At 70.2% G+C, this 20,435-nt stretch carries 21 protein-coding genes and 1 tRNA gene; 14 read left to right on the top strand and 8 right to left on the bottom strand.

Annotated features, from left to right (window positions below):
- Position 1: 1 nt before the first annotated feature.
- The 4 genes from R9Z33_RS06290 (at position 2) to R9Z33_RS06305 (ending at position 5,394) form a co-directional block, all read left to right on the top strand.
- Complete coding sequence (locus tag R9Z33_RS06290) at positions 2 to 505, top strand: hypothetical protein (RefSeq protein ID WP_318650454.1); 504 nt, start codon at positions 2 to 4, stop codon at positions 503 to 505.
- Positions 505 to 3,309, top strand: a complete 2,805-nt coding sequence (locus R9Z33_RS06295) for an SNF2-related protein (protein ID WP_318650455.1) — start codon at positions 505 to 507, stop codon at positions 3,307 to 3,309. The genes R9Z33_RS06290 and R9Z33_RS06295 overlap by 1 nt, the downstream gene beginning before the upstream one ends.
- A gap of 196 nt (positions 3,310 to 3,505) precedes the next feature.
- On the top strand, positions 3,506 to 4,876 hold the full coding sequence (locus R9Z33_RS06300) for an HD domain-containing protein (RefSeq protein ID WP_318650456.1): 1,371 nt from the start codon (positions 3,506 to 3,508) through the stop codon (positions 4,874 to 4,876).
- Positions 4,873 to 5,394, top strand: coding sequence for a hypothetical protein (locus R9Z33_RS06305; protein WP_318650457.1), 522 nt, complete (start codon positions 4,873 to 4,875; stop codon positions 5,392 to 5,394). The genes R9Z33_RS06300 and R9Z33_RS06305 overlap by 4 nt, the downstream gene beginning before the upstream one ends.
- 352 nt (positions 5,395 to 5,746) lie before the next feature.
- On the opposite strand, the gene R9Z33_RS06310 is transcribed toward R9Z33_RS06305, so the two are convergent.
- Positions 5,747 to 5,836: transfer RNA gene (locus R9Z33_RS06310), tRNA-Ser, on the bottom strand.
- 518 nt (positions 5,837 to 6,354) lie between these two features.
- On the opposite strand from R9Z33_RS06310, the gene R9Z33_RS06315 reads away from it, so the two are divergent.
- Together R9Z33_RS06315 and R9Z33_RS06320 are read left to right on the top strand one after the other, a co-directional pair.
- Complete coding sequence (locus R9Z33_RS06315) at positions 6,355 to 7,278, top strand: transglutaminase family protein (protein WP_318650458.1); 924 nt, start codon at positions 6,355 to 6,357, stop codon at positions 7,276 to 7,278.
- Between the two features lie 33 nt (positions 7,279 to 7,311).
- Positions 7,312 to 10,161 carry a PAS domain-containing protein gene (locus tag R9Z33_RS06320; RefSeq protein ID WP_318650459.1) on the top strand — a complete coding sequence of 950 codons (2,850 nt, stop codon included), beginning with the start codon at positions 7,312 to 7,314 and terminating at the stop codon, positions 10,159 to 10,161.
- Between the two features lie 18 nt (positions 10,162 to 10,179).
- On the opposite strand, the gene R9Z33_RS06325 is transcribed toward R9Z33_RS06320, so the two are convergent.
- Complete coding sequence (locus tag R9Z33_RS06325) at positions 10,180 to 11,880, bottom strand: AI-2E family transporter (protein WP_318650460.1); 1,701 nt, start codon at positions 11,878 to 11,880, stop codon at positions 10,180 to 10,182.
- Positions 11,881 to 12,094: 214 nt separating this feature from the next.
- Between R9Z33_RS06325 and R9Z33_RS06330 the strand changes: the two genes are divergently transcribed.
- Together R9Z33_RS06330 and R9Z33_RS06335 are read left to right on the top strand one after the other, a co-directional pair.
- The gene (locus R9Z33_RS06330) at positions 12,095 to 12,358 is read left to right on the top strand and encodes a hypothetical protein (protein WP_318650461.1); all 264 of its coding nucleotides are present in this window, start codon (positions 12,095 to 12,097) and stop codon (positions 12,356 to 12,358) included.
- 128 nt (positions 12,359 to 12,486) lie between these two features.
- Positions 12,487 to 13,011 (top strand): PRC-barrel domain-containing protein, encoded by a 525-nt coding sequence (locus tag R9Z33_RS06335; protein ID WP_318650462.1) that lies wholly within the window; start codon positions 12,487 to 12,489, stop codon positions 13,009 to 13,011.
- A 58-nt stretch (positions 13,012 to 13,069) separates the two neighbouring features.
- Here R9Z33_RS06335 and R9Z33_RS06340 read toward each other — a convergent pair whose 3' ends face one another.
- Positions 13,070 to 13,234, bottom strand: a complete 165-nt coding sequence (locus R9Z33_RS06340; RefSeq protein WP_318650463.1) for a hypothetical protein — start codon at positions 13,232 to 13,234, stop codon at positions 13,070 to 13,072.
- Between the two features lie 36 nt (positions 13,235 to 13,270).
- Between R9Z33_RS06340 and R9Z33_RS06345 the strand changes: the two genes are divergently transcribed.
- The 3 genes from R9Z33_RS06345 to R9Z33_RS06355 are packed head-to-tail and all read left to right on the top strand — an operon-like array spanning position 13,271 to position 15,220.
- On the top strand, positions 13,271 to 13,600 hold the full coding sequence (locus R9Z33_RS06345) for a hypothetical protein (protein WP_318650464.1): 330 nt from the start codon (positions 13,271 to 13,273) through the stop codon (positions 13,598 to 13,600).
- Between the two features lie 4 nt (positions 13,601 to 13,604).
- Entirely contained in the window at positions 13,605 to 14,456 is an 852-nt protein-coding gene (locus R9Z33_RS06350; protein WP_318650465.1) for a diacylglycerol/lipid kinase family protein, read from the top strand.
- A complete protein-coding gene (locus tag R9Z33_RS06355) occupies positions 14,456 to 15,220 on the top strand; it encodes a metallophosphoesterase family protein (RefSeq protein WP_318650466.1) in 765 nt (254 codons plus the stop codon). The genes R9Z33_RS06350 and R9Z33_RS06355 overlap by 1 nt, the downstream gene beginning before the upstream one ends.
- A 6-nt stretch (positions 15,221 to 15,226) precedes the next feature.
- On the opposite strand, the gene R9Z33_RS06360 is transcribed toward R9Z33_RS06355, so the two are convergent.
- The 5 genes from R9Z33_RS06360 to R9Z33_RS06380 all read right to left on the bottom strand — a co-directional run bounded on the left by R9Z33_RS06360 (position 15,227) and on the right by R9Z33_RS06380 (position 18,946).
- Positions 15,227 to 17,029: an ABC transporter ATP-binding protein/permease gene (locus R9Z33_RS06360; protein WP_318650467.1), complete on the bottom strand. Its 1,803-nt coding sequence runs from the start codon at positions 17,027 to 17,029 to the stop codon at positions 15,227 to 15,229.
- Complete coding sequence (locus R9Z33_RS06365; RefSeq protein WP_318650468.1) at positions 17,026 to 17,658, bottom strand: hypothetical protein; 633 nt, start codon at positions 17,656 to 17,658, stop codon at positions 17,026 to 17,028. The genes R9Z33_RS06360 and R9Z33_RS06365 overlap by 4 nt, the downstream gene beginning before the upstream one ends.
- 5 nt (positions 17,659 to 17,663) lie before the next feature.
- Entirely contained in the window at positions 17,664 to 17,813 is a 150-nt protein-coding gene (locus R9Z33_RS06370; protein WP_404830658.1) for a DUF1328 domain-containing protein, read from the bottom strand.
- 136 nt (positions 17,814 to 17,949) lie between these two features.
- The gene (locus R9Z33_RS06375) at positions 17,950 to 18,156 is read right to left on the bottom strand and encodes a CsbD family protein (protein ID WP_318650470.1); all 207 of its coding nucleotides are present in this window, start codon (positions 18,154 to 18,156) and stop codon (positions 17,950 to 17,952) included.
- Between the two features lie 76 nt (positions 18,157 to 18,232).
- The gene (locus R9Z33_RS06380) at positions 18,233 to 18,946 is read right to left on the bottom strand and encodes a response regulator (RefSeq protein ID WP_318650471.1); all 714 of its coding nucleotides are present in this window, start codon (positions 18,944 to 18,946) and stop codon (positions 18,233 to 18,235) included.
- Between the two features lie 230 nt (positions 18,947 to 19,176).
- Here R9Z33_RS06380 and R9Z33_RS06385 point away from each other — a divergent pair, with 230 nt between their 5' ends.
- The 3 genes from R9Z33_RS06385 (at position 19,177) to R9Z33_RS06395 (ending at position 20,370) form a co-directional block, all read left to right on the top strand.
- Positions 19,177 to 19,830, top strand: a complete 654-nt coding sequence (locus R9Z33_RS06385) for a sigma-70 family RNA polymerase sigma factor (RefSeq protein ID WP_318650472.1) — start codon at positions 19,177 to 19,179, stop codon at positions 19,828 to 19,830.
- 8 nt (positions 19,831 to 19,838) lie between these two features.
- Positions 19,839 to 20,051: a hypothetical protein gene (locus R9Z33_RS06390; protein WP_318650473.1), complete on the top strand. Its 213-nt coding sequence runs from the start codon at positions 19,839 to 19,841 to the stop codon at positions 20,049 to 20,051.
- 190 nt (positions 20,052 to 20,241) lie between these two features.
- The gene (locus tag R9Z33_RS06395; RefSeq protein ID WP_318650474.1) at positions 20,242 to 20,370 is read left to right on the top strand and encodes a hypothetical protein; all 129 of its coding nucleotides are present in this window, start codon (positions 20,242 to 20,244) and stop codon (positions 20,368 to 20,370) included.
- The last annotated feature ends 65 nt before the right edge of the window (positions 20,371 to 20,435 follow it).

Raw genomic sequence — 20,435 nt, forward strand, 5'->3', positions numbered from 1 at the left:
GGTGCCGGTCGTCGAGCCCTGGGCACGCAGCGGCCTGACTTTGCTCTGGGGCGCCGAGGCCCTGCGCGATCTCGCCGAGCCGAGTCAGATTCTGCCGCTGCGAGCGCTCTTCGGCTGGCGCGGTGAATGGCCCGCGGACCTTCCGGCCAATGAGGGGCGGACGCTCGTCGCCACCGGGTTGGAAGCGACCCTGGATTGCCTGGTGCAGGATGATGCCGAGGCGTGGCTCGCCTTCGACCTGCGCGACCTCGTTCTCGGATTTCAGCAGGCCTATGAAGGGCAGCGTGCCCTCGTGCTGTGGCTGCCCAGCGGCCAGCAGCGCGTGGCGTGTGACCCGGCGACCGACGCCTGGCTTTGGACGACAACAGAGAACACCAAGCTGCCCCTCGGCCGACTGCTGTTCTCTGGCGCTGCCTCTGATGCGCGCGCCATCTCTCCGCCCGGTTGGCGCGGTGCGAAAGAAGGCCCCGGATTGATCGGCCTACATCAGGCGCGGCTCTCCTGATGGGCGAAACGCTGGAGATGACGCCTGGCGTGCGGGTGTCGCATGCGGAGCTGGGCGAAGGGGTGGTGCTGGAGGCGTCGCGGGACGGCTACGTCCGCGCCTTCTTCGGCGCCGGCGAGCGCCGCGTGCCGCTTGCCGCATTGCGTCCTGCGCTCTCGCGGGCCGATCGAATCCTGGCCAATGTCGCCGGCACACCGGAGCGATTGCGCACCATCCGCCTGACCTTGCAGGCGCATATGCTGCCCCTGATGGAAGGCGCGGCCGCGCTGACCTCGGCGCGGATTGACCTGCTGCCTCACCAGGTCGTGCTGACCCATCGCGTGGCCACTGCCAGCCCGCGCCGCTTCCTGATCGCCGATGAGGTTGGCCTGGGTAAGACCGTCGAGACGGCGCTGATTCTGCGCGAGTTGGCGAGCCGTGGGGAGCTCGAGCGCGCCCTGATGGTGGTTCCCGCCGGCCTGGTGAACAACTGGCACCGCGAGCTGAATGAGGTGTTCGGTCTCGACTTCGAGGTCTTCGGTAGCGAAGGCGATGTGACCGACCGCAAGACCAATGCGTTCGCCAAGCACCACCGCCTGATCGCCAGCATCGACACGCTGAAGCGGCCCGCGCGCGTGAAGCGCCTGCTGGAGGCGCCGCGCTGGGACCTCGTGGTCTTCGATGAAGCGCATCACCTGACGGCGGTCCAGGAAGGGAAGCGTGTCCGCCGCACGGAAAACTACAAGCTGGCGGAGGCGCTGAAGGACCACGCACGAGACCTGCTGCTGCTCTCTGCCACGCCGCATCAGGGGCACCATTTCCCCTTCTGGATGCTCATTCAACTGTTGAACCCGACCCTGTTCCGCAGCGTGGACGAGATGGTGACGCAGCGGCACCGGCTTTCTACCGTGGTGTTCCGGCGGACCAAGGCTGATGCATGCCGACCGGATGGCTCGCCGCTCTTTGCTAGGCGCTGGGTGCACACCGAATCCTTCGTGATGTCCGACGCGGAGCGAAAATTCTACGAGGCCTTGCAGCGCTTCCTTCAGGACGGCTTTGACCTGGCCAAGCGCCAGGGCGGCAAGGGCCGGGCGCTCGGCTTCCTGATGGCGATCTTCCAGAAGATCGCGGCGTCGAGCTTCGCTGCTGTGCGCCGCACCCTGCGTCGCCGGATGCTCGCGCTGACAATCCATGAAGCGGTGCTGCGCGACCGCGCCCTGGATATCGATGGCCGCGACTCCCTGTACGGCGAGGCGCGGGCACTGATTCACGAGGAATACGGGCTGCCGCAGGATCCCGTTGGCCGCGGGCAGGTGGACCAGGTACTGGCCGACCTGAAGCTCCGGCTGGTGCGCCGCCTGGACAATGAGGAGGAGGCGCTCGCGGAGGCCTCCGATCCCTACGGGAACGAGGCTGCCGCTCAGTCGGCGGAAGACCTCGCTAGCCTCGCTGTGTCGGTCCACCTGCCGGAGGAGCGCCTGCGCATCGCTGAGATGCTGGCGACCTTCCCAGCGGCGCGCGAGACCAAGATTGCGAAGCTGTTGGCCGGCCTCGGCGTGCTGTGGCGACAAAATCCGCAGGAGAAGGTGGTTATCTTCGCCACCTACCTCGGCACCGTCGAGCAGATCGCGCGCGACATCGAGGCAGAGTATCCGGGCCAAGGTGTCGCCGTGCTCCGCGGCGGCGACCACGGCGCGAAGCTGGCGGCAGAGCGCCGGTTTCGGCAGAAGGACGGCCCGCGGGTTCTGGTCTGCACCGCGGCGGGCCGGGAGGGCATCAACCTCCAGTTCGCCCGCGTGCTGTTCAACTTCGATCTGCCCTGGAATCCGATGGATGTGGAGCAGCGCATTGGGCGCATCCACCGCTACGGCCAGCGCGACACAGCGCAGGTCTACAATCTCATCCTGTCGGACACGATCGAGGGACGCATCTTCCTGATGCTCGATCAGAAGCTGACAGAGATTGCGCGCGCGCTCGGCAAGGTGGACGAGGCCGGCAATGTCGCTGAGGATTTGCGGGCGCAGGTGCTGGGCCAGCTGTCGGAGCGGCTGAACTACGACAGGCTGTACCAGGCGGCGCTTTCGGATCCGGAGTTGCGGCGGACCAAGGTCGAACTCGACGCAGCGCTGGCGAATGCCAGCGAGGCGAGGGAGGTTGTGTTCGAGCTTTTCCAGGACCTCGATGGCTTTAGCTTGGAGGATTACCGGCCGTTTTCTGACCTTGCCGGCAGTGTGGGCCGTATCCACGACTTCCTGGCTGCCGCTCTGGCCGAGCAGGGTTGGACACTAAGGAAGGCGGCGGATGGACTGTTCGAGGTCACCGACCAAGCGGCCACGACGGTGGCGCGTTTCACGGACGACCGCGAACGTGCCATGGCGACGGATGGCCTGGGCCTCCTCGGGTTGGACCATCCCCTTGTCGCCAGTCAGCTGACGAAGTGGCGGAGCACGCCGCCCGAACGCTTGGGCTCCAGCGTGCGCCAAGCTGGCGGCGACGCGGCCGTGCTGTGCTGGTGGTTGTTCGAAGCGTCAACAGCGCAGGGAGACCGGAAGTCGCAGGTGCTCGCCCTTGCGATGGGGCTCAGCGGTGGGCGGTCGGCACCCCTGGAGCGGTTGCCTGAGCGGATGCTGGATCGGCCGCCAGCGGATGGCTTTCTCGACCTTGCTGAGCGTCGGCGCTTCCTGGCGGAGTTCGCAGAGCCAGCATTGCAACGCGAGGTTCAGCATCGTGGCCTGCTTGCAGCGGGGGGCTCATTTTCGGCGGAGCTCCTGGGCTGGCTGGAGGTAGGTGCTGACGACCTGCTAGGCGAAAATCAGGCCGGATGACGACGCTGTCGATTATGCCCAGCGAGGCGGCGTGGTGCGCCCGAGCTGTCCGCTACTACGACGGTGACCGGGCAGGAATCTTGACAGTCTTGCCTGAGTTTTCGCTGGTGCCCTTCAATGCGGGGGCGGACGAGCCGGCTAGCTTCGCGCATCGGCTGATCCCAGCAATTGATCGCCTGCGGCAAAGGGACAACCAATGAGCAAGCGTCTGCGGGACCCCATCCACGGGCTGATTGTGTTTGATATCGAGAACCAGGAGGTGGATCGGCTCGCCTGGCGGCTGATCGACACGCCCGAATTCCAGCGCCTGCGTCGTATCCGCCAGCTAGGCGTTTCGGAATTCACCTTCCCTGGCGCCGTGCACACGCGCTTCGCGCATTCGATTGGCGTGTTCCACGTCGCCCGCACGCTGGTCGGCGTTATCCGGCGTGAGATGACCCGGAACGGCGAGATGCCCGATGAGAGGAAATGTGACGTCGCGCTTATCGCGGCCCTTCTGCATGATCTTGGTCACGGTCCCTTCAGCCACACCTTCGAGGGCGTTCAGGAAGCGCGCGGCGTCAAAAAGCGGCACGAGCAGTGGACGGCCGAGATCATCCGCAACGAGACCGGGGGCATCCGGCCCTTACTCGAAGCATTCAGTCCGGGCTTCACCGAGAAGATCGCCCTCCTTCTGGAGAAGGAGGACCCGGAGGACATCTACCACGCGGTGGTCTCCAGCTCCTTCGACGCAGACCGGCTGGATTATCTTCGCCGCGACAAGCTGATGACGGGCACCGGTGCGGGCGGCATCGACTTCGATTGGCTGATCGAGAACATCCGCGTCGCCCCCATCGTACTCGATGTGCCGGATGCGGAGGATGAGGCGTCGCCCCGAAAGGTGCCGACCTTTTGCCTCGACCGAAAGGCGCAGCCGGCGGCGGAGCAGTTCCTGCTCGCCCGCTACACGCTCCACGAGCAGGTCTATTTCCACAAGACCACGCGCTGCGTTGAAAAGATGATCGGTCGGCTGTTCCGCGGCATCGCGGGCGCGGCCGTCGCGGGAGAGGAGGCCGCGCGCCGCACTGGCTTGCCGCCCCGGCATCCGCTGCTGCGTTTTTTCGGTGAGGGGGGCGAGACGGTCGAGAACTATCTCGCACTCGACGACATGCTGGTGCTCGGTGCCCTGGAAGTCATGACCCAGGCCGAGGACCTCGACATCAGCGGCATGGCGCGGAGGCTGCGTGGGCGGAGCCTTTACAAGACGCTCGACACAGCCGAGTTCGGCGCCGACAAGGGCGCACAGGCTATGCGGAAACGGCGAATCGAGTTGCAGTTCAAGGATCAGATAAGCCAGGGAACAGTGATTCTTGATGATAAGGCGGCCATCGGCATCTATTCGGAGATCGGTGGGGATGAGGAGCGGATGCACAAGCGGCTGCACATCCTTGATGGCAATTCGCCCAAGGAAATCAGCACGCTTTCGCTACTCATCAAGACACTAGAGACCAAGAAGCCATTTATCCGTTTCTATTTTTCTGAGACAGCGGATCGCGACAAAGCACGAGGTACGAAGGGGAGAACATGATGCAGGAGCGAGAGAAAGCGGTGGCTGACATCGTAGCAGCCACAGGTGGTCGGCTCGTCAGCCGCGTGCGCTTGCAGAAGCTCGCCTATCTGCTGGATCAGCTCGGAGCGCGGAGTGGCTTCAATTATGTCTACCACCATTACGGTCCGTATTCGCGGGACCTCGATGCCGCGATTTTCGACGCGGAGGCCGATAAACTCGTCGAAGAGCGCATCGAGCACCGGCAGAGTGACGGCGCGCGCTACAGCATCTTCGTCGCACTCAGCACCGCCGATTCTCCTGGGTTCTCGTACCTAAGTGATCCCATGCTGCGAGAACGTGCGCGCGAAATGGCTGCGAGGCCGGTCACTGTCCTGGAACTCGCCGCTACGGCGCATTGGCTGGCGCATGCGGAGAAGGTCGATGACTGGCGCGCGGAGATAGTCCGGCGGAAGGGAACGAAAACGGGTGCTGGGCGGCTTGAGGAGGCGCTGAAGCTGCTCACGGACCTCGGTTTGCCTCCTGCCGCAGCGGCGTGACGCTTTCACAGTGACGACCTGCACGCCATGGCCTGACCTCGTTGGAGAATGGTCATGGCTCTTCTCCTCCGAGAGAGCGTACCAAAGTGTTCGCTCTCGAAGTACGGGTTTGGGGCAAGTGGGGTTCGAACCGGGGCAAGCGCCAACCTCGCTGAAACCGGCCTTTGACCTCGGTTTTTGAGTTCCGTACTAAATCGCCCAAGTCAGCAGGTCCGGAGAGAATTGGCCTCCGGAGAGCGATTTTCGGCCGTCTCCGCGCCGGACCAGTCAACAGGTCTACCCTGAAAACCCCAGGAAACCTGCCACTCAGCGCGGCGGTCGGTCTGGCGGAGAGCACGGCTCGTATGGGAACTGGCGGAGAGGGTGGGATTCGAACCCACGGTACGCTTGCACGTACTCCGGTTTTCGAGACCGGCGCGATCGACCACTCTGCCACCTCTCCATATGCCCGACGGCGGGCTCCCGCCGGTTGGGCGGACGTGGCCGCGCCTAATTGCCCGGATGGACGCGGGGACGCAAGGGCCCGGGAGGCCGGCTAGCCAGAATCCCTCCGCCCCAACCCGCAGGGGCGGCCGTGTCCGTGTGTTCCGCCCCGCTCTCGGGTCAGGTTTCATGCCGGTTGGCCCGACGGCAGGCACCAGCCTTGGCGTCCGGTCCTCGCCTGGCCCGCGCCGCCATGCCCGGGGGGGGCGCCCTGCCGGCGGCGGAGCCTGGAAGCGCGCGGGCAGGGCCCCGGCGGCGAGGCCGCTCCCCCGGGTGTTTGAACACGCGATCTCCCCCCGCTCCAATTCGCCGCTTTCCGCGCAATCAGCCCCGCGCCGGCAAGGCATGGGCCGCCCCCGCGTGCCGGCCCATGCATGCCAGCCTCGTGCAATGCGTCGCTGCATTCCGTGCAAATCAGGTGCAACCTCCGCGGGGCAGCGGCGTTCCATGCCTCGCCAAGCCCCAGGGACCGCACGCATGCCCCGCCTCCAGATCACCCACCGGACCGAATACGCCTATCAGCGGCCGGTCGGCCTGCTGCGGCACCGGCTTCTTGTCCGCCCGCAGGACAGCCACGACCTGCGGCTGCATGCGGCCACGCTGACCGTGGACCCGCCCCCCAGCGCCACCGTCTGGGCGCATGACGTCTTCGGCAATTCCATCTGCCTGCTGGACTGGCCCGAGGATCTGCAGACCGAACACCTCACCATCGTCTCGGAGCTGGAGCTCACGCACTACCCCTCGGGCCTCGGCGTGCCCGCCACCACCCTCGATCCGGCGGCGGAGACCTTCCCCTTCGCCTACCCCGTGGCCGAAATTCCCGATGTGAGCCGCCTGGCCGAGCGGCAATACCCGGACCCTGCCGGACGGGTCGATCGCTGGGCACGGCGCTTCGTGACGCGCGAGGGCGATTCGCCTCCCCGCACGCTCGAGGTTCTCTCCGCGATGACCCGGGCGGTGAAGGCCGAGTTCGCCTACCAGGCGCGCGAGGCGGAGGGCACGCAGCTTCCGGCCGAGACCCTCCAGCGGCAGAGCGGCACCTGCCGCGACTTCGCGCTGCTGATGATGGAGGCGGCCCGCAGCCTCGGCTTGGCCGCGCGCTTCGTCACCGGCTACCTGTACGATGCCGATGCCATGCCGGACCCCGCGGGCCAGCACGGCGCCGGCGCCACCCATGCCTGGTGCGCCATCTACCTGCCCGGCGCTGGATGGGTGGAATACGATCCGACCAACGGCCTTCTGGCCGGCGCCAATCTTGTGCGCGTCGGCGTCTCCCGCACGCCGGAGCAGGCCCTGCCGGTGAGCGGCGGCTTCCTCGGCGATGCGGAGGATCCGCTCGGCCTGCGGGTGGATGTGGAGGTCATGCTGCTGCCCCGGCGGGGCCTGGCCGAGGCTGCCTGAGGCCGGAGGCGAAAGGGAAGGGGAGGGCCCGCCGTGCAGTGGCTGCGACGCAAGGCAAGCGCTCTCCCGCTCGCGGTCTGGGCGGTGATCGGGCTCGTCCTCGCGCTCGTGCCCGCCGCCTTCGTGCAGGTGCTGCTGGAGCGCGAGGCGCGGATCGAGCGCACCCAGCAATTGGCCGAGCAGGCGATGCGCTTCGTCCGCCTCGTCGGCCAGCAGCAGACCAGCATGCTGGAGGGCGCAAGCCAGCTGCTCAGCAGCATGGCGGCGCATGACGCGATCCGCGCGCTGCGCCCCGACCCGGCATGCGATGCCTTCCTGGCCCGCATCGTCGCCGCCAACCCGCGCTACCTGACGGCCACCCTGCTCGACCGGCAAGGCCAGCCGGTCTGCGTGGCGCATGAGACGGCGCGTCAGGTCAATCTGGGGGACCGCCAGCATTTCCAGGAGGTGCTGCGCAGCGGCCGCTTCCAGGTCGGCAGCTATTCCATCGGCCGTGCCACCGGCCAGCGCAGCTTCCACCTGGCAGCGCCGCTGCGCGACGATGCGGGGCAGGTCATCGGCGTCCTGGCCCTTGCCCTTTCGGTGGACTGGCTGATCCGGGAGCTGCAGGAGATCCCCTTGCCGCCGGGCAGCGCCTCCACCATCGCCGGTCCGGACGGTGTCGTCCTCGCGCGCTCGCTCGACCCCGAGCGCTTCGTGGGCCATCCCATGTCGCCGGTCGGGATGGAGGTGCTGCGGGCGCCAGCGCCCGGCATCATCGACGCGCCCGCGCTGGACGGCGTGCGCCGCATCGCCGCCTATCTGCCCGTGGCGGTCGAGCCCGCCGGCCTCTTCGTGAGCGTCGGCCTCGAGACGACCGCGCTGCTGCGCGATGCGGTCTATGCCGACCGGCGCGCCGCGCTGATGATCATCGGCTCCCTCCTGCTCACCTTCGTGCTGGCCATCCTCGTCTTCCACGGCGCGGTGGAGCGGCCCGTGCGCCGCCTGCTGGCCGTGGTCCGCAACTGGGAGGCGGAGGACTGGTCGGCCCGCGTCGGTCCCATCGCGGGCGGGCGGGAGTTCAGCAAGCTCGCCGAGGCCTTCGACAGCATGGCCGAGAGCGTCGCCTCGCGCGAGGCGGCGCGGCTGCGGGCGCAGACGCGCATGCAGGCGGTGGTCGCGGTCGCGCCGCAGATCGTGCTGACGGCCGACCAGCATGGCCAGGTGGACTGGACGAACCGCTACTGGGAGGAGCTGACCGGCCTGAGCCTCGCCGACAGCAGGGGCGATGGCTGGCTCGCGGCCGTCCATCCCGAGGACCGCGAAGGCGCGGCCGCGGCCTGGCGCGAGGCGCTGGACCGCGCCGCCCGTGGCGAGCAGGAGCAGTTCTCGCGCGAGATGCGGATCTGCCAGGCGGCCGCCGAGCAATGGCGCTGGTTCCTCTTCACCGGCGCGCCGATCCGCACCGCCGCCGGCCGCCCCGCCGCCTGGACCGCCGTCGGCCTCGACTACCACGAGCGGCGCGAAGCCGAGGCGGACCGCGCCGAAACCGCCGCCCGCCTGCGCGCCACCTATGAGAGCGCGCCGGTCGGCCTCTGCCTGCTCGACCGTGAGCTGCGCTTCGTCGCCATCAACGAGATGCTGGCCGAGACGAACGGCCATTCGCCCGCCGCGCATGTGGGCCAGCCACTGGAGGAGATCGCGCCCGAGGTGGCCCCCGTCATCGCCCCCTACATGCGGCAGGTGCTGGAGACGGGCGAGCCGGTGGAATCCGTCGAGATGAGCGGCATGCTGCATGGGGAGCCGCGGTCCTGGCTCTGCAGCTACTTCCCCGTGCGGGACGAGCGGGGCCATGTCACGGGCGTGAGCAGCGCCGTCGTGGACATCACCACCCGCAAGCGGATCGAGGCCTCCGAGCGCATGCTCTCGCGCGAGGTGGATCATCGCGCGCAGAACGTGCTGAGCGTCGTGCGCGGCCTGGTGCGCCTTTCGGCGGCCGAGGCGGATGACGACGTACCGGCGCTGATCGAGGTGCTGGAGGGACGGATCGCCGCGCTCAGCCGGGTGCACAACGTGCTGGCGCAGGAGCGCTGGGTCAGCGTGGCGCTTTCCGAGATCCTGCAGCAGGAGCTGGCGGCGGTGCGGGGGCAGGTGGCGATGGAGGGGCCGGCGCTGCGCATCGCGGCCGATGCGGCACAGCCCTTCGGCCTCGTCGTGCACGAGCTGGCGACCAACTCGATGAAGTACGGCGCACTCTCCAGCGCGGCGGGCTGCCTCAGCCTGCAGTGGCGCTTGCAGGGCCAGGAGGTGGTGCTGGACTGGATCGAGCAGGGCGGCCCCGAGATCCTGGAGCCGCCCCAGCGGATCGGCCTCGGCTCCCTGCTGATCGACGCCAATGCCGGCGCGCAGCTCGCCGGCCGGATCGAGCGGCGCTGGCGGCGCGAGGGCCTGCATTGCGTGCTGACCATGGGCGCCACGGCCTTCGCAGGCGAACTGCGGCCGGACATGTCCGCGCAGACCGGCGTGCTCGCTGGCCGCCGTGTGCTGGTCGCCGATGACCAGCCGGGCCGCGCCGCCGCCTTCGGCGCCGCGCTGCGCGAGGCGGGCTGCGAGGTGCTGGGCCCCGCGCCCTCGATCGAGGAGGCGCTGGCCGCGCTGGAACTGGCGGGCGCGGTGGATGCCGCGGTGCTGCCCGCCACGCTGCGCGGCGTCTCCGTCCAGCTCCTGCGGCAGGCGCTTGACCGGCGGGCGGTGGCGACGCTGCTGCTCACCGCCGAGGGCGGCCTGCTCGACGACGATGAGGGCGCACCCGGGCTGCCCGAGGGCGGCAGCTCGGCCGAGCTGCGCGCGGCGCTTGCCGCCGTGCTGGGTGCGCGGGGCAGCGCGGAGCCTGCCGTGGCGTGAGACCGGCGGCGGGGCGGGTCACGCGGCATCGCCGCGGCTGTCCGCGGCTTCCTCGATCCAGCGGTCCACCTGCTCGACGAGCGCGGGCAGCCCGATCGCCCAGGGCAGCGCGACGCCCTCATGCGCCAGGGCCTGCTCGGCCCCGTCATTCGCCGCGAAAGCCAGCACATGGCCGGTCAGCCGCCGCGCCCCGCGCAGCGCGCGCAGCAGGCGCGGCCGGGGCGGGCGTGCCGCGGCGACCAGCACCGTGACCACGGGCGAGGGGGCCTTCTCCAGCTGCTGCGTGGCGGCGTGCCCGGCCTCCAGCAGGGCCGCGACCACCAGCGCCGTGGCCGCGCGGTCCAGCGCGCCGGCCACCGGCTGCACCAGGATGTCGGCCTCGCCATCCGGCTCGTCGGCATAGGGCTCCAGCACGCGCACCAGGGTGCGCGAGGCGCGGATGGCGAGCGCCGTGCCGAAGGACTCGTTGGGTCTCTCGCTGCCGATCTGCGCGATGGCCGGCAGTGCCAGCTGGTCCAGCGCCAGCTGCACGCCCTGCCGCCCGATGGCGGCGCCGAGCAGCACCCCCGCGCCGCGCGCATCCTCCGCCAGCACGCGCTGGTAGAAGCGGGCGGGCAGGGGCAGGGGCTCGGCATCGCCCAGCAGCACGTCGAGGAAGCCGAAGGCCGGCACATGGCGGCCGATGATGACGAGGCAGGCCGTCATCGCCGGGGCCAGGATCAGCCCGACCGGTCCCCAGAGCACCGCCCAGAAGGCGGAGGAGATGAGCAGCGCCAGGGGGGTCACCCCCGTGCTCGCGCCGTAGAGCCAGGGCTCCAGCACGTAGGTGATGGTCAGGTCCACCAGCGCGAAGAGCGCGAGGACGAGCAGCACGGTGGACCAGCCCTCGGTCGTCGCGAAGGCGAGCAGCAGCGGGAACAGCACGGAGAGCGGCGCGCCGAGGAAGGGGATGAAGCGCAGCGCGAAGCCGAGCACGCCCCAGAGCGGCGCATTGGGAATGCCCAGCCCCCAGAGGCCGAGCCCCATGCAGAGCCCGAACAGGCCGTTCACCGCGAGCTGCATCAGCAGGAACCGGCCGATGCGCGCCGTCGCTTCCGTCATGGCGCCCGTGGTCCGGTGCAGCTCGTGCACGCCGGCGAGGCGCAGCGCGCGGTCCCGCACATCCTCACGCCGGACGAGGATGAAGGCCATCAGCAGCAGCGTGATGGCGAGCATCGCGACCGGCGCGACGATGACGATGCCAAGTTCGGCGAGGGTGCGCAGGGCGCTCTGCCCATTGCCGACGATGGCGACCGTCATGGCGGCGGGCGTGGCCTCTTGCGGGTCCAGCGCGGTGCCGAGGCGGCGCAGCAGCCGCATGACGCCCTCGACCGGGCCTGAGCCCTGGCCCAGGCTTTCGAGCTTGCCGCGCAGCACGTTCTCGTAGTCCGGCAGCTCGGCGGCCAGGGCGAGGGCCTGGGTGAGCACGACATAGGCGATGCCCCCGAAGAGGCCCAGCACCAGCAGCAGCACGAGCAGCACGGCGATGACGCGCGGCAGGCCGCGGTCTTCCAGCCATTGGGCGGCGGGCAGGGCGGCGATGGTGAGCAGCAGGGCCAGCGCCAGCGGGGCCAGGACCTCATGCCCGACATAGAGGGCGAGAAGGACGCCGGCGACCAGGAGGAAGCGGCCGCTTCGCCCCTCCGTCGCGCCAGGCTCGGGGGGACGGAACGGCGCCATCGAAGTCTCCTTGCTGAACCCGCCTGCAACGCGCCGCGCGATGTGGCGTTGCGGAAGGAGAGGGAGCCGGTGCCGATGGATCAGCCGACGCCCGCCGCCCATCGCGGCGCTCAAGGCCGGCCCGGCGGATGGAACGCACCGACCCCGCGCATGAGAAGGCCGCCGGGCAGCCCTGCCGCCTGGCGCGATCGCAACCCGAGACAGGAGCCGCCCCATGATGTCCGAACAGCCGCCGCCGCGTGACCCGATGATGCGCGAGCGCCCCCTGCAGGCGCAGGTGGAGGCGATGATGGATCGCCAGGTGACGCCCGCGCTGGGCGAGGTGGTGGGCCAGACGGAAATGGCCGTGCAGGAGGCCGCGGAGGAGCTGCGCCACCGCCTCGAAAGCCTGAGCGGGACGGTGCGCGCGCATCCCATCACCGCGCTCCTGCTCGCGGCGCTGGCGGGATTTATCGTCGCGCGGCTGCGGGAGCGCTGAGTGGGCGCAACGCGGCGCGCCACGGGGTGTTCACTCCTGGTGCGCCACCCGCGCCCCTCGGCGCCGCACCGGAACCCAGAGGAGAGATTCAGTTGCAACACCCCCAGACGGCACCCGCCTTGCTCCGCATGACGCTGGCCGCGGCCTTGCTGATGGCGCCCGGCCTTGCCTTGTCCCAGGCGCCGCCCGCGCCCGGCCAGTCGCCTTCCGGGATGCAGCCCAGCCCGACGCGGCCCATGAATCCCGCGACGGATCCGACCGCGCCCACGCGGATCGCGCCTGCCCCCGCCATGCCGGCCGTCACGCTGAATCCGCCGGTCACCGGCGCCCTGGCCAATGCCCCGCCCGGCGCCATGACCGGCTCCGTCATGGCGGCGCGGCCGCGGATGAGCCAGATCATCAGCAGCCGAATCTACAATGACCGCGATCAGAATGTGGGAGAGGTGGATGACGTGCTGCTGACGGCGAACGGCCCCATGGCCATCGTCCAGGTGGGCGGCTTCCTCGGCATCGGCGGGCGCCTCGTGCAGATGCCGCTGAGCGAGCTGCGCTGGAATGCCGAGCGCGAGCGCCTGATGCTGCCCGGCGCCACGAAGGAGATGCTGGAGGCGCGGCCCGCCTTCGAATACGACGCGGCGCATCGTCGCCGCTGAGTCGCGGCACGGACCACGATCGAGGGCCCGCGGCCAACCGGCCGCGGGCCCTGCCGCGTTAAAGCACGCCGAACAGCCACAGCGCGATGATCACCGGGATGGGAATGCCGATGAGCCAGAGCAGTGCGCCACGCATGAAATCTCTCCTTGGTTGAACAGCAGCGGGAACGCGACGTGCCGCCCGCGGTTGCGGCGGCAACCCGGCGGGCAGGCCGGCGTTCATTCCTGCATCCCAAAGAACCCATCGAAGGACGCTCTCATGACCCTGCTGCGAAACCTGACCCCCTCGGCACTCCTGCTCGGCACGGTCGCCTGCACCGATTCCGGCGGCGGCAACCCGCCCGGCACAGCTGGCACGCGCGCGCTTGACCGCGCTGCCGGCACCAACACCTCCGGCGCCTATCCCGCGCAGTCGGATGGCATGCCCGGCAATCCGCCGGGCGTCGCGAGTTCGCGCGCGCTCGATCGCGCGGCGGGCACCAACACCTCCGGCGCCTATCCCGCGCAATCGGACGGCATGCCCGGCAATCCGCCCGGCACCGGCGCCAGCCGCGCGCTGAATCGCGCCACCACGCCCGCCACGCGCTGAGGACATGCAGGCCGCGCTGATCGTGAACCCCGGGGCCGGCACCATGTCCGGCCTCGCCACGCCCAGGGCCGCGCTGTCGGAGGCCCTGCGCGGCGCGGGCTTCCGCCTCGGCGATCTCGCCGAGGATGCGCCCTTGGAGGCGCAATGGCAGGAGGTGGACGCCTGCGATGCCGAGGTCGTCTTCGTCGCCGGCGGGGACGGCACGCTGCGCAGCGCCGCCGCCCGCCTCCTGGAACGGCGGCGCGCCATGGCGCCCTTGCCGGGCGGCACCATGAACCGCGTCTGCACGCGGCTCGGCCTGCCCGGCGATCCGCTCGCCGCCGCGGCCGCCTATCGCCCGGATGCCTTCACGACGCTGGATGTGGCGAGCGCCAATGGCGAGGTCTTTCTCTACCAGAGCATCGTGGGCCAGCCCTCGCGCCTCATGCGCTTCCGCGAGATGCAGCGCGGCGCGGGCCTCGCGGGCTGGGCACCGGTGGTGCGCGCAGCCCTGCGCGGCCTGCTGCGCCCGCCGGGCCAGGGCCTCGCGCTGCGCACCGGGACGCGCGGGCGCGTGCGTGGCCATGCGGCGGTGGTGACGCTGCCCGTGCCGGGCGATCCGCCGCTCCTCCAGCTCGATCTCGCACGCCCGGCCGGGCCGGTGGCTCGGCTGCGGCAGGCCATCCGCTGGCTGCGCGGCGGGTTGAGCCGCGATGCCGAGGTCCGCAGCTTCACCGGCCGGCGCCTCGTCGTCCACGGGCCGACGCCCTGGCTGCGTCTCAGCCTGGATGGCGAGATGATGCTGGTGCCTGGCCCGGTCCGCTTCCGCCTGCACCCCGGCGCGCTGCGCCTGCTGGCGGCGCGGCGTGCCCCGTGATGGCGCGCATCGCCCACCTCGCGGACCTGCATTTCGGCGAAGGCAGCGAGGCCGCGGCCGAGGCCCTGGCCGCCGACATCCGAACCCAGGCGCCGGATGCGGTGGTGGTCAGCGGGGACCTCACGCGTCGCGCCCGGCCCGCCGAGTTCAGCGCAGCCCTCGCCTTCCTCGAGGCGCTCGAGGCGCCGTTGCTGATCGTGCCCGGCAATCACGACATTCCGCGCGGCGATGTGCTGGCGCGCTTCCTGGACCCGCGCCGCCGCTGGCGTGCCGCGCGTCCGGGCGCGCTGCGCGACGTGCTGTCGCTGCCGGGCCTGCGCCTCATCGGCCTGGACAGCGTGAGCCGCGCGCAATGGCATCTCGACTGGGCGGCCGGCGCCATCTCCGCGCCACGCCGGGCGGGGCTCGATGCGGCGCTCGCGCGGCCTGGCGAGGCGATGACGATCGTCACCTGCCATCACCCGCTGCGCCACCCGGCATGGGCCGCGCACCGGCGCGCGCCGCGCCATGCGGAGCCGACCATCGCCCTGCTGCGTGAGCATGGGGTGGCGGCGCTGCTCTGTGGTCACCTGCATCGCGCGGCGGTCACGGTGCTGGGCGCGGGCGGGCCCCTGCAGGTGGTGGCGCCCAGCGCGCTCTCGCCGCGCGGCCTGGGTTGTCCCAATGGCTGGAACCTGATCATCGCCGAGGCCGGGCGCTGCCGCGTCATCCTGCGCGAGCGTGGCGGCGACGGATGGACCGCGCAGCCGCTCGACCCCGCGTGAGGGTGCTCACCGTCGTGCCCGGGGCTGGGTCCATTGGCGGCGCGCGCCCTCGCGCCGCGGGCGGGAGAGACGTGCGCCGCCCTCCGCGCGCACCAGCGTGAGCGTGCGGGTGTGGAAGGCGGCAAGGCCTGGGCGGTGGCCAATGGAGACCAGCGCCGCCTCGGGCAGGGCGTCGAGCGCGAGCTGCATCATCGCGTCCTGATTCGCCTCGTCGAGGGCGGCGGTCGACTCGTCCATGAAGATCCAGCGCGGCCGGTGCAGCAGAAGCCGCGCGAAGGCCAGGCGCTGCTGCTCGCCCAGGCTCAGCACGCGGTCCCAGCGTTCCTCCTCGGGCAGGCGGTCGGCCAGTCGCTCCAGCCCCACCTGCGCCAGCGCCGCGCGCTGCGCCTCCACGGGAAAACCGTCCTCCGCCGCCGGATAGCAGAGCGCGGCCGCAAGGGTGCCAAGCGGCAGGTAGGGGCGCTGCGGCATGAACATCATGGTCTCGCGCGGCGGGATCTCGATCTCGCCGGCGCCCCAGGGCCAGAGGCCGCCGATGGCGCGGAACAGGGTGGATTTGCCGGTGCCCGACTCCCCCTGGATCAGCACGCGCTCGCCCGCGTGGATCTCGGCCGAGGCATCGGCGATGACCGTGGTGCCATTCGCGAAGGCGACCTCGAGGTTGCGGAAGACCAGTGAATCCTCCTGCCCCACCGTGATGGTGATGGTGGGCTGCGCGGGGTCCTCCACCAGCGCGTCCAGTTCCTCGATCAGGTCGCGGAACACGACGATGCGCGAGACGGCGCTGCGCCATTCCGCGATGCGGCCGAAATTGTCCACGAACCAGTTGAGCGCGCCCTGCACCTGGCCGAAGGCGGCGCCGATCTGCATCAGCCCGCCCAGTGTGATGGCGCCCGAGAAATAGGCGGGCGAGGCGACGATGGTGGGGAAGATCATGGCGAGCGTGCCATAGGCGCTGGTCAGCCACATCAGGTTGCGCTGGCTGCGCATCAGCCCGCGCACCGCCTGGGCCACGCCGCCGAAGAGGCGCGTCAGGCCGCGCTGCTCGTCCGCCTCGCCACGGATCAGCGCAATGCCCTCGCCGCTTTCGCGCGCGCGGTTGAGGCCGAAGCGGAAATCGGCCTCGGCCGTGGTGCGCGCCACGTTCAGCGGCACCAGCGGCCGGCCCACGATCCAGGTCAGGAAGGTGCCGAGCAGCGCATAGGTCAGCGCGGCCCAGACCATGTAGCCCGGGATGTCGAACTCCCGCCCCGCGAGCGTGAGATGCAGCGCGCCCGAGAGCGTCCAGAGAATGCCGATGAAGGCCGCCAGCATCAGCAGGGAGTTCATCAGCCCCGTGGCGAAATCCACCGCGAGGTCGGTGGCCACGCGCACATCCTCGGCGATGCGCTGGTCCGGGTTGTCGGCGCCGGTCTGTGCCATCTCGAGCTGGTAATGCCGCCCCTCGCGCAGCCAGGCCTGCAGCAGGTGCCCTGTCAGCCATTCACGCCAGCGCAGCTGGATCAGCTGCTTCATGTAGAGCTGGTACACGGCGACGCTCATGGACAGCGCCGCGAGGCCCAGGAAGAACAGGATCTGCGCGCGGAAGGCGCCGCCGTCGCGGTTTTCCAGCGCGTTGAAGAAGTCGCGGTTCCAGATGTTGAACCGGATCTGGATCGCCACCTGCGCGAGGGTGAGCAGCACGAGCCCGGCGAGCAGCCAGCGCGCCTGGCCCCGGTTGGGGGCGGTGAGCCAGAGGCGGAAGGTGCCGATGAAGGCCACCACCGGCGAACCGGCGGCGGGGGTGTGCGGGGCGGCCGGTTCGCTCATCCTTGCGGGACAGGCCGCAGGCTGTCCATCGCGCGGCCGATCGCAACCGCATCGAGCGCGACGAGGCCGCCGCGCCGCGTGCCGAGCCCCTCGGCCGCCAGCGGTTCGCCGGGCTTCAGCAGATCCCCCAGGCTGCGATGCGCGGCGACGGAGAGGCGGATGGCGCCGCCCTCGGCCAGCACCACGCCCATCCCCTCACCGCGCGGGGTGAAGAGCGGGCAGAGGATCCGCCCGGCCAGCTGCAGCGGCTCGCGCCCCGGTTCATGCGCGACGAACCAGGCGGGGCGCTCGACGAAGCCCAGCGGCTCGGAATCCGACCGGCCCCAGGCCAGCATGAGCACGACGGCGGCGTTGCGCGCGCGGATACCCCAGACGCTGATCGGCGCGCCCGGCTCGATCGCCGCCATCAGCCCCTCCGCCTCCGAGGGGGCGAAGACGAATTGCGTCCCCTCGCGCAGCAGGCCGCGGTCCACGACGCCCGCGGGCGTCGCGATCCAGCGCTCCAGCCGGCCGGTGTAGGAGGGCAGTTGCGTCGGGTCGAACCAGAGCGAGGCGCCGCGCTGGGCGGTGGCATGGTCCGCCAGCAGCAGGGCTGGGGCCAGCCATAGGGCATCGCGGCGGCGCGGCATGCGCGTCACAGCTCGTGCCCGGCGCCGGTCACCAGCGCCAGGGCGAAGAGGGTCAGGAAGACGAAGAACATGAGGCGCGCCGTTCCGTCGCTCGGGCTGGCCACGCCGCCGAAGCCCAAGGCACCGGCGATCAACGCGACAAGCAGGAAAATCATGGCCCAGGCCAACATGACCGGTCCTTTCAGGCGTCACCCTTGGCTGGCGCCGGCAGGGCGGAGGGGAGAGGCTGCGGGGCCGTCCCTGCCGCCAAGGCGGCCGGGCCAGCCCCGCGCGATCCAGTTGGCTCCGCGGTCACATCGAGCGCTGGCGGGCCTCCCAGGCCTTCACCTGCGTCTCGGCCTCTTCCTTGGCGATCCCGTATTTCTCCTGGATCTGGCCGACCAGCTGGTCACGCCGGCCCTCGATCGCGGTCATGTCGTCATCGGTCAGCTTGCCCCATTGCTCCTTCACGGAGCCGGTGACCTGCTTCCAGTTGCCCTTGATCGTGTCCCAGTTCATCTGCGTTCCCTTTCATGGCCGCGCCATTGCGGCACCGCCCGGGAAACGCGGCGTGGGACAGGCGGTTGCAGCCGTGTCAGGGCAGGGGCACGACGCCTGCGCTGATCGCCTGGTAGGTCAGAACTGCCAGCATGAAGCGGTCGAAGGGCTTGCGCATGACGAAGGCGGGCTCGACCCCCTCGGCGGTCAGCAGGTCTTCCGGATAGGCGGTGACGAAGATCACCGGCACGTCCACGCGCGCGAGGATCTGCTGCACGGCGCGGATGCCGTTGCCGCCGCGGCCGAGGTTGATGTCGGCCAGGATCAGGCGCGCATCGCCCTCCGCCGCCATGCGGACCGCATCCGCCTCAGTCGCCGCGATGCCGATGACGGTGTGGCCGCAATCCTGCACCAGCATGCGGAGGTCCATCGCGATGATGGGCTCGTCCTCGATGATCAGGACGCGGGTGACGACGGCGGAGCGGATGGCCTCGCGCGCCGCGGCGATCCGTGCCTCCACCTCCGCCAGCTCCAGGCCGGTCACGCGCGCCGCCTCGTCGGTGGAGAGCTCCTCGATCGTCGTGAGCAGCAGGAGGTGCCGCGCGAGCGACGGCATGCCCGGCCCCGCGGAGAGGTCCGCGGTGAGGGCCGTGATGGCGGTAAAGAGGCCGATCCGGGCCGGCAGGCCGTCCGGCACGTGTCCCGCGGCGCGGCCCACGAGGTCGTCGCCCGCGGCTTGCGACCCCATCAGGGCCCGTGCATAGCGCCGCGCGTAGGGCAGGGCGGTGATCAGCTCAGACGTCTTCGGCAAGTTCGGATTTTCCCGTGCGATGAGAGGCGGAAGCCGCAGGCGTTCTGCCGCGGGCGTCGGACAGTCTTCGACCCCATGTCGTCATGCCGATTCCACCAGACAGGCAACCGGGCGCGCAACGCAAGGTTGCATGACGTGGCGGAAAATCGCCAAACATGAATAAATTGTCATGCATCGCAAGGGCGGCTGGCGGGTTCTCTCCCCGTCACATGGTGAAAGGGCCTTATTCGATGAGCCGTGAAACACCAGATTGGAACCGGGGCGATGTCACCCTGGGGGAGAAAGCCACCATCGATTTCCATGACCTGATGATGGCGGCCCTTCCCTCCCTGCGCCAGCAGGCCCTGGCGCTGACGCGCAACCGCGCCGATGCCGATGACCTGGTGCAGACCGCCGTCGCCAATGCCCTGGCCGCGAAGGCCTCCTTCGAGCCGGGGACGAATTTCCGCGCCTGGATGGGCAGCATCCTGCGCAATCGCTTCCTTTCCGATTGCCGCCGCCGCCGGCCCACCGCCTCGATCGAGGATGCGCCGCCGGCCTCGCTCGCGCGCAGCGGCGGGCAGGAGGAAAGCCTGGCGATGAAGGAGCTGCAGCATCACCTCGCGCGGCTTCCGGCCGACCAGCGCCTGCTGCTGATGATGATCTCGGTGCAGGGCGTCTCCTACGAGGAGGCCTCGGCGCAGATGGGCATCCCCGTCGGCACGCTGAAGGCGCGCGTCTCCCGCACGCGGGCGCAGCTGCGGAGCTGGATCCTGGGGGAAGGGCCCGTGCGGCCTCCGGCCCGTGAGGGGCGGCTGAGGATGCCGCTTGACGGATCGGTTTCCCGCGATGCAAGCCCGCTCTCGAGGCCTGGGGGCGCACCCCAGGGGATCCGGCTCACCTAGGAGGTGGCTTGCCCAAGGACCACGACAATTCCGCCAAGGAGAAGCGGGTGATGTCTGCGGCACGGCAGAAGAAGCGGCGCACGCGCGATGCGGCGCCCGACGCCGCCTTCGATCTGTGGCTGGACCGCGGGCTCAACTCGATGTTCGGCAAGGTGGCGGAAGAGCCCATCCCGCCCGAGCTGATTGCGCTCATCGAGAAGAGCCGCAAGGGCGGCGCCTGACCCCAGGCCTTCGGGCGCTCGCGTTTTGCAACCTGCAGGGGGGTATCTTGCAATTTGCAACGCGTTTTCCCCTCCAGGCCTCTGGCACGGGCCAGACTGTCCTGGGCGTCTTGTGTGAAATCAATCGGTTAAGATATTGGCCTGTAGCTTGCTCCTTGGGGATCAGACCACCCCACCCAAGGAGCACCTCATGTCCCAGATGACCGAAGCCGCCCGCGGTGACATCGCCCTGACCGTCCTGCGCCTCGTGGTGCTCGGCACCGCCAGCACCCTGGTCGGCGTCCTCGGCCACATCGCCTGGCGCGCCATCTCGCAGTAACCCCCCGAACGAGGCCCTCACGCCAGGCCCCCCCACCCGGAGACTCCTCACCCGGGCCCCCTCCC

Source organism: Sediminicoccus rosea, assembly GCF_033547095.1.
GTDB lineage: Bacteria > Pseudomonadota > Alphaproteobacteria > Acetobacterales > Acetobacteraceae > Roseococcus > Roseococcus rosea.

Bases quoted from the DNA above. Each gene is read 5' to 3' on its own strand.
- R9Z33_RS06295 (WP_318650455.1), top strand. From the start codon at position 505: ATGGGCGAAACGCTGGAGATGACGCCTGGCGTGCGGGTGTCGCATGCG.
- R9Z33_RS06300 (WP_318650456.1), top strand. From the start codon at position 3,506: ATGAGCAAGCGTCTGCGGGACCCCATCCACGGGCTGATTGTGTTTGAT.
- R9Z33_RS06305 (WP_318650457.1), top strand. From the start codon at position 4,873: ATGATGCAGGAGCGAGAGAAAGCGGTGGCTGACATCGTAGCAGCCACA.
- R9Z33_RS06315 (WP_318650458.1), top strand. From the start codon at position 6,355: ATGCCCCGCCTCCAGATCACCCACCGGACCGAATACGCCTATCAGCGG.
- R9Z33_RS06325 (WP_318650460.1), bottom strand. From the start codon at position 11,880: ATGGCGCCGTTCCGTCCCCCCGAGCCTGGCGCGACGGAGGGGCGAAGC.
- R9Z33_RS06330 (WP_318650461.1), top strand. From the start codon at position 12,095: ATGATGTCCGAACAGCCGCCGCCGCGTGACCCGATGATGCGCGAGCGC.
- R9Z33_RS06335 (WP_318650462.1), top strand. From the start codon at position 12,487: ATGACGCTGGCCGCGGCCTTGCTGATGGCGCCCGGCCTTGCCTTGTCC.
- R9Z33_RS06340 (WP_318650463.1), bottom strand. From the start codon at position 13,234: ATGAACGCCGGCCTGCCCGCCGGGTTGCCGCCGCAACCGCGGGCGGCA.
- R9Z33_RS06345 (WP_318650464.1), top strand. From the start codon at position 13,271: ATGACCCTGCTGCGAAACCTGACCCCCTCGGCACTCCTGCTCGGCACG.
- R9Z33_RS06350 (WP_318650465.1), top strand. From the start codon at position 13,605: ATGCAGGCCGCGCTGATCGTGAACCCCGGGGCCGGCACCATGTCCGGC.
- R9Z33_RS06355 (WP_318650466.1), top strand. From the start codon at position 14,456: ATGGCGCGCATCGCCCACCTCGCGGACCTGCATTTCGGCGAAGGCAGC.
- R9Z33_RS06360 (WP_318650467.1), bottom strand. From the start codon at position 17,029: ATGAGCGAACCGGCCGCCCCGCACACCCCCGCCGCCGGTTCGCCGGTG.
- R9Z33_RS06365 (WP_318650468.1), bottom strand. From the start codon at position 17,658: ATGCCGCGCCGCCGCGATGCCCTATGGCTGGCCCCAGCCCTGCTGCTG.
- R9Z33_RS06370 (WP_404830658.1), bottom strand. From the start codon at position 17,813: ATGATTTTCCTGCTTGTCGCGTTGATCGCCGGTGCCTTGGGCTTCGGC.
- R9Z33_RS06375 (WP_318650470.1), bottom strand. From the start codon at position 18,156: ATGAACTGGGACACGATCAAGGGCAACTGGAAGCAGGTCACCGGCTCC.
- R9Z33_RS06385 (WP_318650472.1), top strand. From the start codon at position 19,177: ATGAGCCGTGAAACACCAGATTGGAACCGGGGCGATGTCACCCTGGGG.
- R9Z33_RS06395 (WP_318650474.1), top strand. From the start codon at position 20,242: ATGTCCCAGATGACCGAAGCCGCCCGCGGTGACATCGCCCTGACCGTC.